We start from the raw sequence: 17,967 nt of genomic DNA on the forward strand, positions 1-17,967 counted from the left end.
CCCCTACAAATTGACGCGCTTATCCCATAAAACGTCAACCCCATCCCAGTTTAAGATGAGTTACTATGGTCTTGACCAACTCCGGGAATCCATGGTGAAAATCCTGAATCCCGATAAAGGAGAAACCGCAGGTTCAGGTTTCATCATCCGTTCTGATGGTTACTTAGTCACTTGTCACCATGTTATTTATCTACTCGATCGCCTTATAGTAGAGTATCAGGGACAGGAATACGAGGCGCAATGGTGCGAAGCCTTATCCAATCCTGATGTCGATATTGCTATTCTCAAGATAAATATTGAAAACGCCCCCGCCGTACTGATAATTAATCCGCAACAGTTATCAACCTCAGTAACCGTTTATGGATTTCCGCCCTCGCAAAAGAAATATTTTCCCCAAGGGATTAACTTTTCCGCCCCCACCATTCGCCCCAGTGCGCCTGTTAAAATTCTACCCACCTATCGCATCCAAACTGTAACCGCCACAAATCCTTGGAATCGATTACCTCAAGAACAGTCTACCTTTGTGTCCCATCGAATTGATACAAAAGTCGATTCAGGAACTAGCGGCGGCGCTGTTTTTGCTGAAGACTTGGGTGGTGTGGTGGGCGTGATTCAGTGTAGTAAACGCGATGAAAGTTATCTGATTCGCTGGGACAATTGTTTAGAGAGTTTAGATGTACTGGGATTACAACCAGAGAAAAATGCCGTTTGTCAATTTCTGGAGGCGATTGAAAACGATGAACGATTTAAATCCATTGGCTTTTTCCACACGCCGCAAAACGTTGTATTGCAAGAGCAATATATTCCGATTCAAGTCACGCTGGAACGGAAATATAAGCATGAGGTAGAAACGATGTGGGGGTATGGGGAATCTGAGGCAGAGATTAAACGAGTTTATGCGCTAAAAGGTGGGGTAGAAGCGGTTGAGGAATCGCGACAAACGCAGGTGGATTGGCAAGAGGCGAAAAAAGAGCATTCAAGAGTAATGGTTTTGGCTGATCCGGGGATGGGGAAGTCTACATTATTAAAAATGGAGGCGGGATTAATTGCTAAACAGGAGAGGGAAAACCTAACGCCCCACCCCCCTCGTTCCCCCCTCGAAGGGGGGATGGATAAGGAGGATCAATATTCTCCTATAAGAAGTTCCATAACCCCCCTTTTGAAGGGGGGTAGGGGGGATCAAAAAGCTTTAGATAAGACTTCAACTGTCAACTTAAACAAGCTAGAAACCAGGGGAATAGATGATGTAATATTCCCCCTATTTCTGCGCCTATCCGATTTGGATGAAACCCCCCAAGAAATCATTGAAGCAATCCCGCAACTGATCCAGCGAGATTATCCGAAAAACTATCCGGCTATCGACACACTGCTACAAGAAAAATTAGAGAACGGCAAATGTTACTTACTATTAGATGCCTTAGATGAAGTCCCCAAACAGAATCGGACTCGTTTAGCCGAAAAGCTGAACCGATTTGCCCGAAATTATAACTGTCCGATGATTTGCACCTCTCGCATTGTTGGCTATGGCGGTGCTTTTTTGCCGGAGGCAAAGGAAGTAGAAATTGTTCCGTTTAGTCAAAAGCAAACCGAAGCCTATATTCAAACCTGGTTTAAAAATGCGGCGGGTTATCTAGAAGATGATTCTGTCTCAGCCGAGGGATTGATTGAAGAACTCCGCCATAAACCCCAAATTGGGGGATTGGCTCAAAATCCATTATTGTTGTCGTTACTGTGTAGTTTATATCAAGTCAAAGGATTGATGCTTCCAGCACGGCGGACTCAGGTGTATGGTAATGCCGTGGATTATATGTTGGGAAAATGGGGAATTGATAATCATCGACAATGGGTGAATGAGGCGCGAGTATCAGCTAAAAAAGAGCTTTTGCAGGAACTGGCTTATCAATTTAGTGCTGAAGGCAAGGAAATTTTTTCCATAGACGAACTCAGGCGCAAGATAGAAAACTATCTTGGAAGTGAGCAGGTGTGCAGTGATTTTAAAACCCTGAGTGCGGCGAGTTTGATTGAGGAGTTGTCCGAGAATGATGGGATTATTCAACTATTGGATAGAGGAGGCGATCGCTATCTTTTTCTCCACCGCACGTTTCAGGAGTATTTGACAGCAGCGTATTTGAGTCGGGTTGGCAATGGGGTGGCGTTAGCGCGGCTGCATTTTTGGGACTATGACTGGCATGAAACCCTAAGTTTGCTGGCGGGATTGATGGCAGATCCGATTCCTTTGCTGCAAGTGATTATGAAGGAAAAGGATGATATTTTTAAGACGCTTTTATTGTTGGCGGGGCGATGTTTGGCGGAATGTTCAGAATGTTCTCACCCTTTGGTTACTAAGGTAATTGATAGACTGTACAAGTTTTGGCTGTCTTACCCAAGGGTTGGGTTTATCACTTCCACGCTTGTGGCATTAAGTCAGGTTAATTCGCAGATGGTTCAGAAGTGGCAAGCTGCCCTCCATGATTCCGATAGTTACGTGAGAAGCACAGCAGCAGAAGCTTTGGGTAAGATAGGCAATACTCAAGCTGTCGAGAGTTTAATTGCTGCCCTCTATCATTCCGATCCTTACTTGAGATGGGAAGCAGCATGGGCTTTGGGTAAGATAGGGGATACTCAAGCTGTCGAGGGTTTAATTGCTGTCCTCAATGATTCCGATCCTTACTTGAGAAGGGAAGCAGCAGTAGCTTTGGCTAAGATAGGCAATACTCAAGCTGTCGAGGGTTTAATCGCTGCCCTCCATGATTCCCATAGTTACGTGAGAATGTATGCAGCATGGGCTTTGGGTAAGATAGGCAATCCTCAAGCTGTCGAGGGTTTAATCGCTGCCCTCAATCATTCCGATAGTGACGTGAGATGGCAAGCATCAGGGGCTTTGGGTGAGATAGGCAATCCTCAAGCTGTCGAGGGTTTAATCGCTGCCCTCAATCATTCCGATAGTGACGTGAGAGAGAATGCAGCAAAAGCTTTGGGTAAGATAGGCAATCCTCAAGCTGTCGAGGGTTTAATCGCTGCCCTCAATCATTCCCATAGTGACGTGAGAGAGAATGCAGCAAAAGCTTTGGGTAAGATAGGCAATCCTCAAGCTGTCGAGGGTTTAATCGCTGCCCTCAATCATTCCCATAGTAACGTGAGATGGCAAGCAGCAATAGCTTTGGCTAAGATAGGCAATCCTCAAGCTGTCGAGGGTTTAATCGCTGCCCTCAATCATTCCGATAGTGACGTGAGAATGTATGCAGCAATAGCTTTGGGTGAGGTAGGCAATCCTCAAGCTGTCGAGGGTTTAATCGCTGCCCTCAATCATTCCGATAGTGACGTGAGATGGCAAGCAGCAATAGCTTTGGGTAAGATAGGTAATCCTCAAGCTGTCGAGGGTTTAATCGCTGCCCTCAATGATTCCTATAGTGACGTGAGAGAGAATGCAGCAGAGGCTTTGGCTAAGATAGGGAATGCAGAAACCTTGACAAAGCTAATTAAATTCCTAGACATCAACATCTATCGCGATGATATATTTCCCCTAGCGCGGACATTAGCGGTTCGATTTAGCAAGGAAAATCTGCCTTTTATTCCCGTCTATCCTAAGTTGGTTCGCTTTAGCTATTCACCTATATTGGCAACGGTAAAGCGTCATTGGCGAAAGCAAAAACAAAAAGCAAGGGAAAAGCGTTTAACTGGTGGATTGGATTGGTTCAGGATGCGATTTTGAACTGGGGGAGGGCGGGTTTTGTACAAAAGTTATCGGTTAGATCCTACAAGTTAGTCCCTAAACCCGCCCCTACGGATTGTTTTTGCTTGGATTTGACGTTTAAATCGGGCGCACGTCGGTCATCTGTGTCAACTTAAGGTAGAAAACCAATGCTGGCAAGGTTTTAAGTTGTGTCTATCTACTTCTCTACATTTTCCCCCTCATCCCCTAACCCCTTCTCCCACCCCTCTCGTTCCCCCCTGCGAGGAGGGATGACAGAGGATGCTTCGCTTTTTTTGCACGGGAGAAGGGGAACCGGACTTTCTTGCTCCCCTCGTGCTCCCCTCTCCCACGCTTGGGAGAGGGGCTGGGGGTGAGGGGTTGAGCTTAAGTTGACGCGGGCGCACGTCGGTGCGCCCCTACAATTACTAATTAAGGTGTGCCACGCCAGTAGTCTGTTATGCCAATCACAGCCAGAGTTTTACGACTTCAGGAATAAGGAGGCGATGATCGCACAACGATGACAACACCCCTAGATCAAACCATTACCTTAGCCGAATTCCTCAACCTGCCAGAGACAAAACCTGCCAGTGAATTTATTAATGGTCACATTTACCAAAAACCAATGCCTCAAGGCAAACACTCTCGCCTACAGTTTCAACTTTGCAATAAGATAAACCACGTCGCTGAAGAGTCGCAAATTGCCCTCGCTTTTCCTGAACTGCGTTGCACCTTTGGCGGGCGTTCAATTGTTCCTGATGTTACTGTATTTCAATGGCAACGAATACCTATTGATGCTAACGGTGAAATCGAAAATGTATTCGCGCTTTCTCCTGATTGAACAATTGACATTCTATCTCCTGATCAGAATGCCACAAAGGTGATTAGAAATATCCTCCATTGCCTAAGACATGGTACTCAGTTAGGATGGTTTATTGATCCAGATGAGCGGTTAATTCTGGTATTCTTGCCGGGACAACAACCCATTGAAATGACAGGTGATGATCTCTTACGGGTACCTGAGTTTTTGGATTTAAATCTAACCGTTGATCAGGTATTTGCTTGGTTAAAAGCTGGGAAATAATATCCTTATAAGCTGTTCGGCATTTAAACCTTAATATCAATAATAGGGAAATCCTTGTAGTGCGTTAAGCGAAGCCATGCCGCAGGCTTTGCATCTTGCTCGCTACTAATACCCAATTTAAATGCATGACAGCTTACCAATTAAGTTAAGGTGCGTTACGCTTCGCTAACACACCCTACTGGCTACGGATTGTTTTTACAATGACGCGATACAATAAGAAATCTCTACCGGATTGATCCATGATCAGAAGTCTAGCCATTGGAGACGATATTACAACATTCCGTCAAGTCCAGGAGAAACTAGGGTTAACCTTGACGGAAGATAGCCAGTTTTTTACCGAATGGATGGCTGAATTACCTGCATTGAGTGAGTCAGAGCAAGCGCGGTTAGATCAGGTGCGTTGCAACTATCTCTACCAAATTTCCGATGGGATTATGCTGGAAGAAACAATCAAAATGGTTGTGCTGTCGCCATTGCTGGAGTTAGCAGGTTTCTATCAACCGCCTTACAAATTCAAGACAGAGGTTTCCGTTGAAATTGAAGCAGAAGGAGACAACGAAGAAATTTTACGAGGACGAATTGATGCGCTAGTGTTGCAGGGTAAACTGTGGATTGTTCTAATTGAATCCAAAAAGACGACGTTTGATTTAGAGTTAGCGATTCCGCAAACATTGGCTTACATGGCAGCGCATCCAGCGCCAGAACAACCGCTCTATGGTATGGTAGCCAATGGTAGCAGCTTTTTGTTCATCAAAACATTAGGCAAACAGTATGGAATTTCGGATTTGTTTGCCACGCGATCGCAATATCGCAACAATCTCTATGAAGTGTTGAGAATCTTGAAGCATTTGGGGCGTTTAATTTAAGAGGTATTGACAAATTGAATAAAATGTGAATTAGCCAGTCAATTAAGGGTGGGGGAGGGCGGGTTTTGTTCCACAGTTATTGGTTACATGCCAAAGGCTAGTTCCTAAACCCGCCCCTACAGGTTGGGTGGATGAGGGCGCGATCGCATGGCTGGGAAGGGCGGGTTTTGTATAACAGTTATCGGTTATATGCCAAAGGCTAGTCCCTAAACCCGCCCCTACGGGTTGTGTGGATGAGGGCGCGATCGCACGGCTGGGGAAGGGCGGGTTTTGTATAACAGTTATCGGTTATATGCCAAACATTAGTCCCTAAACCCGCCCCTACAGATTGGGTGGATGAGGGCGCGATCGCACGGCTGGGGAAGGGCGGGTTTTGTATAACAGTTAGCGGTTATATGCCAAGAGTTTATCCCTAAACCCGCCCCTACAGGTTGTGTGAATGGTGACGCGATCGCCATGACTTGCCTTTGGATAGATACGCTAGATTCAATGCATTGCTAGAGTTTAAAATTAAGTCAGTTTATCTCATGGGAAACAAGCAAAAGCTTTCCCAAAATTGTATTTAATAATACAAAAAATCGGTGAAATCAGCTAAGCATTTGCCGGATCATCAATTAGAATACTCGTCCACAATTTTTTCCCAAAATGCTTCACCGCCACTTGATCAACTGACGGGGTGTATCTACCCAAACCAACCATTCAACTCTGAGGACAAAAGTAATGATGCGTAAAATAATCATCCCTTTAGGCGCTGGCGTACTTGTCGCTGGCTTGACACCAACCGTCGGCGCTATGCCCATTGAACCCTCTCAATCCAATAACACCACCCTATCAGGTGAGTCGCTACAGGGACTCGATAGTCGTAGCCTAAACGATAACGCCACATTTTTCCCTCAAGCTTCATCCAGATTTCAACCTGAATCTGTCGCATTACCCGATAATGAATCTGAGAATGAAACTCCCGCCATCTCGTTATTTGGGATAAAATTATCTGCTGAAGAATCGCCGTCTGATTCCGACGATTACCCATCTACTCATTTAGAATTAAGCGATTTGGAGGTTTCGGCGGGCGGATCATCCCTGGATAGTGAGCAAGTGGTGAACGTGAAGTATCGACTTCTTTCGCCTTAAATTTTGTACAAGGATTGAGCAAATGTAGAGATGCTTCTAGCATCCCGTCTGTAGGGGCGGGTTTCACTATTATCGTTTCTTTTTTACCCACAGGTGACTAAACCCGCCCTGACCGAATGGTACAGTTCAAGTAGGTTGGGTTGAGTAAAGGGCGACCCGAGCCAATTAAATGGACACCGTTGTTGATTTTTGCAAGCGGGTCGCCCCTACAGGGAAACCAAAGGTAACATTAAAGCCCACAAGGACTATCGCTACCGTTATTCTCCATGGGCGCTACCGTATGACTCAAACGCATGAAGAAGGATTGAGGCGTGTCTTCCACATCAGACACCACACCATGCAAACGCCGCACCAATGCCATAATCTTATTCCCATACTCCGGATCAGCACTCCAGCGCCGACTTAAGTCGTACACCGAAGGCGCACTCCCGCGTAAGACGAACTGGAACCGAGGACTGACAATGGGCGGATGTTCAATCGGTGCAGTCGTTCCATAGGCTTTGAGATGCTGAATGTGGGCTTTCACACCCGTGCGGATATCCGGGAAAAATGCACCCGCTGGATCACTATTGGCTGTCCCTAAACCGCCAAAATTATTTTGTTCCGGTTGTAATAAACCGCCAAAGCGTAAAAAGTTGGTCGTCAGACACATCTGACTAAAGGCAATGTCGTGATTGACATCTTCTTTTTCCGCCTCTTCAATGTAAATGGTATGGATGTCGGGGAACTGATCAAGTGCTTTTTCATTATTACTGGTGAGAAAGGCTTTCAAATCTGCTTCTGTGGCATTGCCAAACCAGATAATCTTGTCAGACTCATCCAAATCCGTTTGAGTGGCTGTATTTAGTAATACCGTTCTGGTATCACTATCCCAGCCGACAGAGATATTAAAAGGTTGCAGATCAACCGCTTTCACATACACGACATTGCCATAACTGATTTGGCGAATATCCGATTCCACAGTCAGATCAACACCTAAATTCTCTACCAGATCCGCCGGAATATAGGAATTCCCATTGACGAGAAGCCCTTTTTCGTCATGGTCGTAGTTTTGAATTTGGATATTAATCAGTCGGAAATGGGGTGAAGTTTGATCCGATTTTGCCGTTTGACCACTCCATTGCAGCAAGCCATCAGCTAAACCTTGGGCAAAGCGATCGCGGTTTTCTTGAAGTAAGGTTAAGTCTTCGGGATTATCTAGGAAACAGAGATTGAAGATAATCGATGATGCCGCGACTTCACGACAAAACGGAAGCTGATTTTTGGCACTCAAGGTGTCCGGTTTAACGCCACGAGAGAGGGGTTTTCCGGGTAAACGCAGTTCGGGGACTTTCTCCAAGAATGCCTCTAAGACCAACTTAGCATCGTCTTTGCGGTCTTCGTTTCCATCAATATAATAGGCTTCCGTACCCCGCACCGAACCATTAAAGGCATTACCACCCAGTTCTATCGCCACATCCCCAGGCAGAACGCGATCGTTGATCCATTTGATTGTACCGCCCAGATCCAGATCATCGGGTACCGTAAGGAAATTAACCCCTCGTGACTGGAGTTCCTGCACCAAGGCGTTACGAGTAAGAATCATTTCCTCGGCTTCCGTTGTCCCTAAAGCAACAACGCCGGGATCTTTAAGGTCATGACCCGCAGAAATAAAGATGCGCCCGACAGCCGTTGCTGGTGGAGGCGTGGGTTTAGTGGGTTCGGGTTCGGGTTCAGGTTCGGGAGTGGGTTTGGGTTCAGGTTCAGGCGGTGAGATAACCACAGGTGCGCCGAAAAATCCCAGTTGCACGAGAGTAGCCGGTCCCACCACACCATCGGTAATTAGGTTCCTTGCCTTTTGAAACAGCTTGACTGCTGCTTGAGTTCCTGGTCCAAACACGCCATCTACCCCAACATCAATTTTGGCATCTGCTAACGCTTGCTGGATTTTGCGGACATCAGTACCATGCATGTAGGGACTTGTCAATTTTATAATTTCCAAGCCCTGCCAGACTTCCCCAAAACCGCCGATAATACTCCGATTCAGTCGCCGTTCGGTAGCGGGTCCATAGCCCCCATCTTCGGCAATTCGATCCTGGGGATTGTATCGATTCCAAACCCGTTGGAACGCCTGTACCGCTAGGCTACGAATATCACGTCCGCCGCGAATATAGTCGAAGTGAGGATAATCCCTCGGACCCAACCATCGCCAGCCATGTCGTTCTAGAAAGGAACGCCAGCCATCGGTATCTTGGATATCCAGCGCTAAACCACTTTGGTGATTACTGCGAGGCGGACGGGCGGCGAGTTGAATCCCGCAGCGACGACCTCCTCGATAGTGATTGTAGAGGATAAGCTGTTGGGCAATGGTACGATATCCAGAGTTGATGACTAGAGGAATTCCGCGATCGCGAATTGCCCGCCCCAGGGCGGCTTTGGCAGCAGGCTGGAGGAAGGGCCACACGGCTTTTCCCAGACGCACATTCAAGTCTTCAAAACTGACTAGGGTGTCAGGTGTGAGGAAGTTCATCTCATCAATCACCTGTTGATCCAGTCCTCGCACAACATGAGTGGAACATGAACGCACATTAAACAGAACTTCGGTAGAACCCGGGGGAGACACTGGGGGTAGCAAGACGGTTTCGCCGTCCCAAATCTGAATATGGTCAGTGAAGGCGTACCAGGTATTTTTGTTGTTGAAGAGGTGGTTGGCAAACGCCACCCGGATATGGTGAGGTTCTCCGTCCTGAGGGTCCCAACTGTGCAGTGCTAACTCTGTCCCTTGCGTCAGACCATAAAGGTCATCAGGATCAGAGATTTGACTACTATCGACAGGTCGCTGTTTGAGGAGGGTATCTTCAAATATTTTAAGCGTTAAAGCCATTGGCTGTTGATAAAATAATTTGGATCAATTGTCGTAATTTTACTATAGTGCGTTGTAGAATTTCTTGTTTAAGAGAGGTTAGAGTAGATCGAATTAAAGTTAAGGATTCAACTCTTAAGATTTGATTAAGAAATAGCCCCGAAACCTGCGATCGCGCTATACCGAATCCAGGTTTTCTAAGGAGTCAGACCCAATTAAACTTGACGGTTTGAGATGGGGGAACACCTCGACTTACCTCGACTTACCTCGACTTACCTCGACTTCGCTCGGTAACACGCTCGGTGTACCACAGGAAACAGTAAGGACTTAACACTTGTTAACATTTCTGAGTACAGCGGAAAGAATTTATGTCCAGGTAATGATGTCCCGTCGCCAAAATCTCAAAGGGTTACTTATGATTCACGGACCATCTCCCCATAGCAAATATCCGTTAACTGACCAAACTCGGTTAGTTTTCTTAAATAATATTATTAATAATCCGAACATTATCGTTGGTGACTACACCTATTACGATGATTTCGAGAATCCCGAAAATTTTGAACAGAATGTTTTATATCACTTTGATTTTGTCGGTGATAAGCTACGAATTGGCAAATTTTGTGCGATTGCTTCAGATGTCAAGTTTATTATGAATGGGGGAAATCATCGCACCGATTGGTTTACAAATTATCCTTTTCCAATTTTTGGTTCCGGCTGGGAAGTTGCTATGCCTGATAGCTGGCCCCACAAAGGGGATACAGTGATTGGGAATGATGTCTGGATCGGGTATGCCGCAACAATTATGCCCGGTGTTCATGTCGGGGATGGGGCAATTATCGCCACAGCATCAGTTGTAACTCGCCCTGTTGAACCTTATACGATTGTGGGGGGAAATCCGGCGCGAGAAATCCGCAAGCGTTTTGACGATAACGTTATCGATGAACTGTTAGAGATTCAATGGTGGAACTGGGATATTGAGAAGATTACCCGTAATCTGAACGCCATTTGTGGTGACAATATACAGGCTTTACGGGAAGCTGTATGACTAGATGTTTCATAAATATCGATATCTATAGCTTTAGCTAAACCAGTATCTGCCAAAGACTACTACTATAGAAACAACGAGTTAAGCTAAAAGTATTACCAAGGAGGGGTGAATGAATGATCAGGAGTTGGCAATTCTACTCAATGATTTGGAATCGGATCGGGTAGAACGTAAGGCTTCAATAGCTGACCGAAATATTATTCGTCAGGCTATTTGTGCTTTTGCCAATGACTTACCCAACCACCAGCAACCCGGAGTCCTGTTTATTGGCGTTAACAATGACGGAACTTGTGCCAATCTGCCAATTACTGACCAACTCCTGCTCACCCTATCCGATATGCGATCCGATGGAAATATTCTGCCTTTTCCGGACATGATTGTCCAGAAACGAACGATTAGTGGATGTGAATTAGTGGTTGTCATCGTAGAACCCTCTGATGCTCCACCTGTACGCTTTAATGGACGGGTTTGGGTACGAGTAGGTCCGCGCCGAGCAACAGCTACACAACAAGAGGAGCGTCGTTTAGCGGAAAAAAGACGGGCAAGGGATTTACCGTTTGATATTCTACCTTTACCATCAGCTAGCTTAGATGACCTAGATTTAGACTTATTTCGTCGCGTTTATTTGCCTTCCTCTTTAGCAATTGACATCCTAGAAGAAAATGAACGCTCTATTGAGCAACAACTCACCTCAATGCGCTTTGCTACAGTTGAATCCCAGCCAAAACCAACAGTATTGGGTGTCTTAGTTGTTGGTCGTGATCCACGACAATTTATTCCAGGTGCCTATATCCAATTTCTACGTATTGATGGCAGCGAGTTAACCGATCCCATTAGAGATCAGAAGGAAATTGGTGGTTCACTTCCTGATTTACTCCGAATACTTGACGCAACAATTCAAGCTCATATTTCCGTAGCCACAGATATCACCGCCCAGCCAATTGAAATGCGACAGCCTGATTATCCCATTGTGGCGCTACAACAACTAGCAAGAAATGCCGTGATGCACCGCATTTATGAAGGAACATACGCGCCAGTTCGGATTACCTGGTTTAATGATTGTATCGAGATCCAAAATCCTGGTGGTCCTTTTGGTCAAGTGAATAAGCAAAACTTTGGTCAGCCCGGTGTAACCGATTACCGCAATCCTCATTTAGCCGAAGCGATGAAGAACTTAGGTTATGTGCAGCGATTTGGAGTCGGAATTCAATTGGCACGCAAAGAACTGCAAAAAAACGGTAATCCACCTCCAGAATTTGTCGTCGAAGACGCCCATCTGCTAGTCACACTTAAGAAAAAACCATGAACACAACGATTATTGCTTTTTTCAACAACAAAGGCGGTGTGGGTAAAACGTCATTAGTTTATCACTTAGCCTGGATGTATAAAGATATGGGGCTGCGAGTTGTTGCCGCCGATCTTGATCCTCAAGCTAACCTGACGGCTGCATTTCTGGACGAGGAGCGATTGGAAGAACTTTGGTTAGGCAAGGATGCTCATACAGTTTTTGATTGTATACAACCGCTATTAAAAGGAACGGGTGATATTGATAATCCCTACCTGGAATTCATTGAGGAAGCTCAGTTATCGTTTTTTGGAGGAGACTTAGGGCTTTTGGTCGGAGACTTATATCTTTCTGGTTTTGAAGATGAGCTTTCAGCACAGTGGTCCAATTGTTTAGGTGGAGGGGGTCAAGAAAGAGCGTTTCGGGTTATGTCTGCCTTCTGGAGAATTATGCAAAACGCTGCTTTAGCTCATCAGGCTGACGTGATATTACTGGATCTTGGTCCTAATTTGGGGGCGATCAATCGGGCGGCGCTAATTTCAGCCGACTATGTAGTTGTTCCCCTTTCACCGGATTTATTTTCGTTGCAAGGTTTGCGTAATCTGGGTCCAACATTGCGGACATGGCGCGAAGAATGGCAAGAGAGACTAGCTAAAACAAGTTCTCCAGGAAAGAAGGGTTTAGCCACAGATTTACAGCTTCCCCAAGGTAAAATGCAGCCGCTTGGATACGTTGTTTTGCAACATTCAGCCCGATTAGATCGTCCGGTGAAGGCTTACAACCGTTGGATTGCTCGTATTCCAACGGTTTATCACGAGGATGTATTAGATCAGCCGCTGAGTCATGCTATTTCTGTAGCCGATGATCCGAATTGTTTAGCCTTGCTAAAAAACTATCAGAGTTTGATGCCCATGGCTCAGGAAGCCCGGAAGCCTATCTTTCACCTCAAACCGGCTGACGGGGCGATTGGCGCTCATACTTATGCGGTGAGGAATGTTTACCGAGAGTTTGAAAAATTGGCTCGCGCGATCGCACAACGAACTGGAGTAAAACAGTTGTCAACACCCACCGCGCCTTTATAATGGCATAGCGTACCGAATTGGATAGATTATATTGTAGGGACGCACGCTCCATGCGCCCACAAACTCCGTACAATTTATTCTCTACAATTGAATCAGGGCGGGTTTTGTTGTTCAGTTATTGGTGACAAGCTAGCTTGAATCCCTAAACCCGCCCCTACAATTTACTTGATCAACCCTCTAGTAGGGACACGATATATTATGCCCCTACAGGTAGCCCCTAAACCGTCAAGAAAACGTTACTCATAATCCAGTTGCGGATTAACTTTAAACGTTCCCACAGACGCCTGCAACTCTCGCGCCACTTCCACCGTTTTTCGCAGCGAATTTGACACTTTCGTCGAAGAATCCGAGGTTTGGGCTGAAACCATAGCAATCTCATACATCAAACTACTCACCGCTTGCGCCGTTTGAGTCTGAGACACTGTAGCCGTAGAAATTAACTGCACCAATTGGTCAATCTGATAGGATACCTCTAACATCTGACCCAAACTATTCTTGGCATCATCTACTAACTGTGTCCCTTCTACCACCTGCTTGGTGCTTTGTTCCATCGCCTCAACCACCATCGCGGTTTCCCGTTGAATACTCTCAACAATCTCTTCAATTTCTTGAGTCGCCGCCGCCGATTTTGCCGCCAATTCTCCTACTTCTTCAGCAACAACAGCAAAGCCTTGACCCTCTTCACCAGCCCGTGCTGCCTCAATCCCGGCATTAATGGCAAGTAAGTTGGTTTGTAGGGCGATTTTCTCAATGATAGATACCACCTTAGCAATCTGTTGCGACGACTCACCCAAACGCTTCACTTTTTTCGCCGTCTCCCCAATCGTACCTCGCAGATTTAAGATATTCTCTACCGTTAAATCCATCGCCGCTTGACCCATTTGGGCGGTATTGGATGCCGTACCCGCAACCACCGCCGCTTGGCGAGCGTTCTCCGCCACTTCTTCAATGGACTGGGTCATTTGTTCGACAGAATTTAAAATCTGAGTCGTTTCTTCTGCTTGTTTCAGTGCCGCTTCTGCCAATTGCTGAATCGCTTGTTCGTCTTCACCAACCGCCATATTCACCTGAATTGCTGACTCTTGTACCCGCGTTACAATCTGCCGCAAGTTTTCCACAATTGAGTTGAAAAAGTCAGCAACGGTGCCAATTTCACCAATGTTGACCTCTGCCCGTACTGTTAAGTCACCTCTGGCTGCACCTTCCACATCATTGAGCAGTTCAACTAATTGCATTTGAATCGCTTCTTTCTGTTGACGTTGCTCCTCTGCCAGTTGTTCGGCTTTTTGACGGGATTGCTCAATTTGGGCTAGGAAATCTAAACGATCTAAGGCTGAACCGAGTTGAATTGCCACCTGTTTAAAGAAGGTCATTTCTGACTCTTGCCACACCCGGGTACTGGAACATTGATGGGTAACTAACAAGCCGTGAAGATCACCATAGGCTAAAATCGGTGCGACTAAATTGGCTTTGACGTTAAAGGGTTCCAGTTGACCCAAATAACACTTGCTTAAGCCCGCCTTTTGAATATCTTCAATCGCCTTGACCCGCCCCTGCTTATATTTCTCCACATATTGCTCCGCAAAACAGGGGTCAGCAATATTCGCGCCCAAGGCTTTAGGAAACCCTTCCGCCACCGATTCAGCCAAGATCGTTCCTTTCCAGTTTTTATCAAATAGATAAACGATCGCGCGATCGGTTTTCATGGTTTTGCGAATTCCTGTAATCGCGGCATTATAAATTTCTTCCACGGTCACGGATTCCCGAATACTGGATGTAATTTCATTCAGTTGTTGCGCCCGTTCGGTTTCCGCTTCTTTTTCGACCAAGAAGTTCACCCGGTCTAAGGACAAACCAACTTGAATCGCTAATTTCTTGAGGAACTCAATTTCCGACGGTTGCCAATTATGGGGCGCATTACAGTGATGGGCAATCAGTAACCCAAATAACTGCTCATCCTTGAGAATGGGGGTGACCAAATTGGCTTTAATTTGTAACCGTTCCATTAACTGGAGGTGTTCCGGATGAAATCCCGCTTCAAAAACATTATTGGTGGGTACAACTCGTCCTTGTTTGTAAGCTTCGATGAGAGCATCCCCAATACAAGCGTCTTCAATTTTATCCCCCAAGGCACGAGTCCAAGCGGGAACGACGGCTTCATTGGAGATGTATCCCCGCCAGTCGGGTTGGAACCGATAAATTACTACCCGATCAACGCCCAGAATTTGCAACGCCCCTTGAACAGCCGCCTGGAAGACTTCCTCTAAATCTTGTTCAGTCCGAGCGCGGGAAATGGCGATGTTGGCAAATAATTCTGCCTGTTGTGTTTCTGCCGATTGCTGATATAGTAACCCCTTAACACTGGTGACCAAATTATTAAACGCTTGGGACAAGAGGCGGGTTTCCGTCGGACCGGATGGTTCAGCGTGAACATTGAGATCCCCTGCAATCATTTGTTCCGCCGTGCTAACCAATTGTTTTAAAGGCATTGCCAAACGACGGGCTAAAAATAACAGGATTGCTGCGATCGCACCGCCTAAGAGCAGAAACGCTAAGGAAAAGGTCAGCGCGGCTTGAGATCCAGTGCTGCGGAGGTCACTCAGTTCCATAGAAACCGCAATCACCCAGTTGGTTTTGGGAACGGTGACCAGAAGATAACGGCGACCCGCGTATTCAAAGTTAGCCCTGTTGAGGGAATCGCCAACCTGAGAGGGAGCTGACTCTATGGTTAAATTCTTGAGTGGCACATTACTCGCTACTGATTCCGCCTGAGGATTCTGAGACTGTAGGCTATCGAGCAATATTTTGGCACCTTGCGCGATCGCATCACCGCCCACAACTGTCGGTTGACCTTCTCCGTCCTGAATCCCGACGTTATGAATGACAGTGACATTACCCTCTTCGGTCAGGGCTAAAAGTTGGACGATTTGAGAATCAACTAAGTGTAAATCTGAGAGCAAATTATTCAGCACTGTACCGAATGCTGTAGCGGGTAAGACCCCTTTGACCACACCCAGAAATTCACCTGAGTTCGGATCAGTAATCGCTTGGCTCAGTTCAATCCCAAAGGTATTTGCCGATTGATCAAACGTCGGTTCGATTAACCGACCTTCACCTGTTTTCGTTGCTTGCCACCATTGTTCATCCCGTTGTACAAAGTCCGAGGTCGGGCGACTATATGCGACATTAAACCCGTGTTTGTCGGTAAAAAATAATTCCGCAAATTCGCTAACTTCTGCTGTTCTTTGCAGATAACTATTCAGAGCTGAATTGGGTTGAACAATTTTATTTGTGGCGAAAGTTTGTTCAAGCTGCTCAATCGGAATGGTCGGCAGCCCTTCAGTTTGAGCCACTGTTGCCGTATTCTTAGCCGCATTAATGACTAACGGATTATGCGCCACAATTGCGGGAATTTTTTCGGCTTCGGCTAACAACTCAGTGACAATATCACTGGTTAATAATGCTTCATTTTGTAATAACTGCTCATTTTGTTCTTGGCTGCGTCCCGAAATAATTCCAGATGTCACCAATCCCGCTAATCCTAAGGGAACCAGTACAGCAGGTAAAATGGTTTGCAATAACTGAATCCGCAGGGGAGTACTGTTCTGGGACAATAAACGATTGTAGCTCGGAAGAGTACGCCCCAGGAAAGAAGGCTGTTTCTTCGGCTCTGGAGGCGTCATTCCTGGGGGGGGAACGGATTCGAGAGGGAGTTGGCTGTTAGGATAATTCGTTGCATTATTTTGATACCCTCTATTCAAAGTGTCTTCATGGGATTGAGAGTTATAAGTGTTAAGTGGATCAAATTTAGTAGCCATGAAATGATGTCCTTGAAATGAGAGTCTTGGTTAATTCTTGATTGTCATACTCGCTTTTTGATAAGCAAGCTACGTTAAAGAATTCTGGCATCGGCGCGGGACGGTTTGAGTAACATCAGGTCAAAAAACAATAGAGTGAAAATTGCCCCTAATCAACAGAACTCAAAAGGGTTTATAACTCAACTGAAATTGGTAGCAGATGCAGGTAAAAGTATGCGAATTGGTCTTTCTGGAAGTGGGTGGACACAACTCAAGTTAACGGTTGAGATTAGGGAACAGGGAACAGGGAACAATAAGGGTTTGAGGGCGATTTACAAAACTTAATACAGTACCGTTTTCTTTTGTCCGACTACTTACCAACCAAATTGCTATCAATTGTCTAATACCCTATATCAGCTTTACATCATTAGAGAACTCGATCTAAATCTAAAATTTACAATCCAAAACGGTATCAGAGGAATTCTGGTGTTACAAAACACGACAGACACTTATCCTCCCAAGGCGTCTAAAAAGACAGCCATACTTGTTGCTGAATCCTAATTCACCAATGACATAAGACGATATTGGATTAAAGCACTCGTCTGCACGCCACACTAGCCGCCTTGACACCCCCACCCGAGGCAATTAAAGCGCCGATGGGACCGCCAACCGCTTCCCCGGCGATCGCCATTTCAATCGCCACCGCCAACGTACAAACATCTAAATCCGCTTCTGATGCAGGTTGCGCTTCTGGATGGTTATCTTTCCAGGCTTGGGCTAAAGGAACGGCAAGTTCTGCTAATTGATTTTCGAGGTCAAATTGCTGTACTTCATCAGAAGATACAGGTTCAGAGGTTGAGGGATTGAGATTACGTAATTGGTTGTCGGATTTGAATGAACTCATAGTGCTAGTACCTAAAAAAACACCACATTCAGGAATAGTGGGATTGAAGCGAAAACGATAGATTTACCCTGGTGGTGTCCAACCTTGAGGAGAACAGAAGCAAAAGAGGCGAGCGATCGCAGACCCTAGGCTTTCATTCCCAGATACGGTTGAATCTGTAAGACAGTCGTATAACCTGTAATACACTTTCCTTATCATAGGTCAACTACACGAGCATCAGCAACTAAGTCTTAGAGGTTT

At 45.9% G+C, this 17,967-nt stretch carries 10 protein-coding genes and 1 pseudogene; 8 read left to right on the forward strand and 3 right to left on the reverse strand.

The genetic code is table 11. The features are described 5' to 3' along the window. The first annotated feature begins 55 nt into the window (after positions 1-55). The 5 genes and pseudogenes from RIC07_RS11115 to RIC07_RS11135 all read left to right on the forward strand — a co-directional run bounded on the left by RIC07_RS11115 (position 56) and on the right by RIC07_RS11135 (position 6,772). A complete protein-coding gene (locus RIC07_RS11115; RefSeq protein ID WP_446394571.1) occupies positions 56-3,712 on the forward strand; it encodes a HEAT repeat domain-containing protein in 3,657 nt (1,218 codons plus the stop codon). A gap of 499 nt (positions 3,713-4,211) precedes the next feature. Next, a pseudogene (locus RIC07_RS11120) lies at positions 4,212-4,775 on the forward strand (Uma2 family endonuclease). A gap of 239 nt (positions 4,776-5,014) precedes the next feature. Continuing rightward, positions 5,015-5,641 (forward strand): type I restriction endonuclease, encoded by a 627-nt coding sequence (locus RIC07_RS11125; RefSeq protein WP_446380219.1) that lies wholly within the window; start codon positions 5,015-5,017, stop codon positions 5,639-5,641. A gap of 581 nt (positions 5,642-6,222) precedes the next feature. Next, positions 6,223-6,372, forward strand: a complete 150-nt coding sequence (locus RIC07_RS11130) for a hypothetical protein (protein WP_446394572.1) — start codon at positions 6,223-6,225, stop codon at positions 6,370-6,372. Next, positions 6,362-6,772 carry a hypothetical protein gene (locus tag RIC07_RS11135; protein WP_446394573.1) on the forward strand — a complete coding sequence of 137 codons (411 nt, stop codon included), beginning with the start codon at positions 6,362-6,364 and terminating at the stop codon, positions 6,770-6,772. Before RIC07_RS11130 ends, RIC07_RS11135 begins: the two co-directional genes overlap by 11 nt. A 229-nt stretch (positions 6,773-7,001) precedes the next feature. On the opposite strand, the gene tftA is transcribed toward RIC07_RS11135, so the two are convergent. Beyond that, positions 7,002-9,635: a hormogonium tapered terminus morphoprotein TftA gene (gene tftA / locus RIC07_RS11140; RefSeq protein ID WP_446394574.1), complete on the reverse strand. Its 2,634-nt coding sequence runs from the start codon at positions 9,633-9,635 to the stop codon at positions 7,002-7,004. A 394-nt stretch (positions 9,636-10,029) separates the two neighbouring features. On the opposite strand from tftA, the gene RIC07_RS11145 reads away from it, so the two are divergent. From RIC07_RS11145 to RIC07_RS11155, 3 genes are all read left to right on the forward strand, one after another. Continuing rightward, positions 10,030-10,659, forward strand: a complete 630-nt coding sequence (locus RIC07_RS11145) for a CatB-related O-acetyltransferase (protein WP_446394575.1) — start codon at positions 10,030-10,032, stop codon at positions 10,657-10,659. Positions 10,660-10,771: 112 nt separating this feature from the next. Further along, positions 10,772-11,965: an ATP-binding protein gene (locus RIC07_RS11150; RefSeq protein ID WP_446394576.1), complete on the forward strand. Its 1,194-nt coding sequence runs from the start codon at positions 10,772-10,774 to the stop codon at positions 11,963-11,965. Next, positions 11,962-13,026, forward strand: coding sequence for a ParA family protein (locus RIC07_RS11155; RefSeq protein WP_446394577.1), 1,065 nt, complete (start codon positions 11,962-11,964; stop codon positions 13,024-13,026). Before RIC07_RS11150 ends, RIC07_RS11155 begins: the two co-directional genes overlap by 4 nt. A gap of 236 nt (positions 13,027-13,262) precedes the next feature. On the opposite strand, the gene RIC07_RS11160 is transcribed toward RIC07_RS11155, so the two are convergent. Then, positions 13,263-16,844, reverse strand: a complete 3,582-nt coding sequence (locus RIC07_RS11160; RefSeq protein WP_446394578.1) for a GAF domain-containing protein — start codon at positions 16,842-16,844, stop codon at positions 13,263-13,265. A gap of 568 nt (positions 16,845-17,412) precedes the next feature. Then, positions 17,413-17,727 carry a hypothetical protein gene (locus tag RIC07_RS11165; protein WP_446394579.1) on the reverse strand — a complete coding sequence of 105 codons (315 nt, stop codon included), beginning with the start codon at positions 17,725-17,727 and terminating at the stop codon, positions 17,413-17,415. Positions 17,728-17,967: the final 240 nt, after the last annotated feature.

It is taken from the genome of Coleofasciculus sp. E1-EBD-02, from assembly GCF_040218245.1.
Lineage (GTDB): Bacteria > Cyanobacteriota > Cyanobacteriia > Cyanobacteriales > Coleofasciculaceae > Coleofasciculus.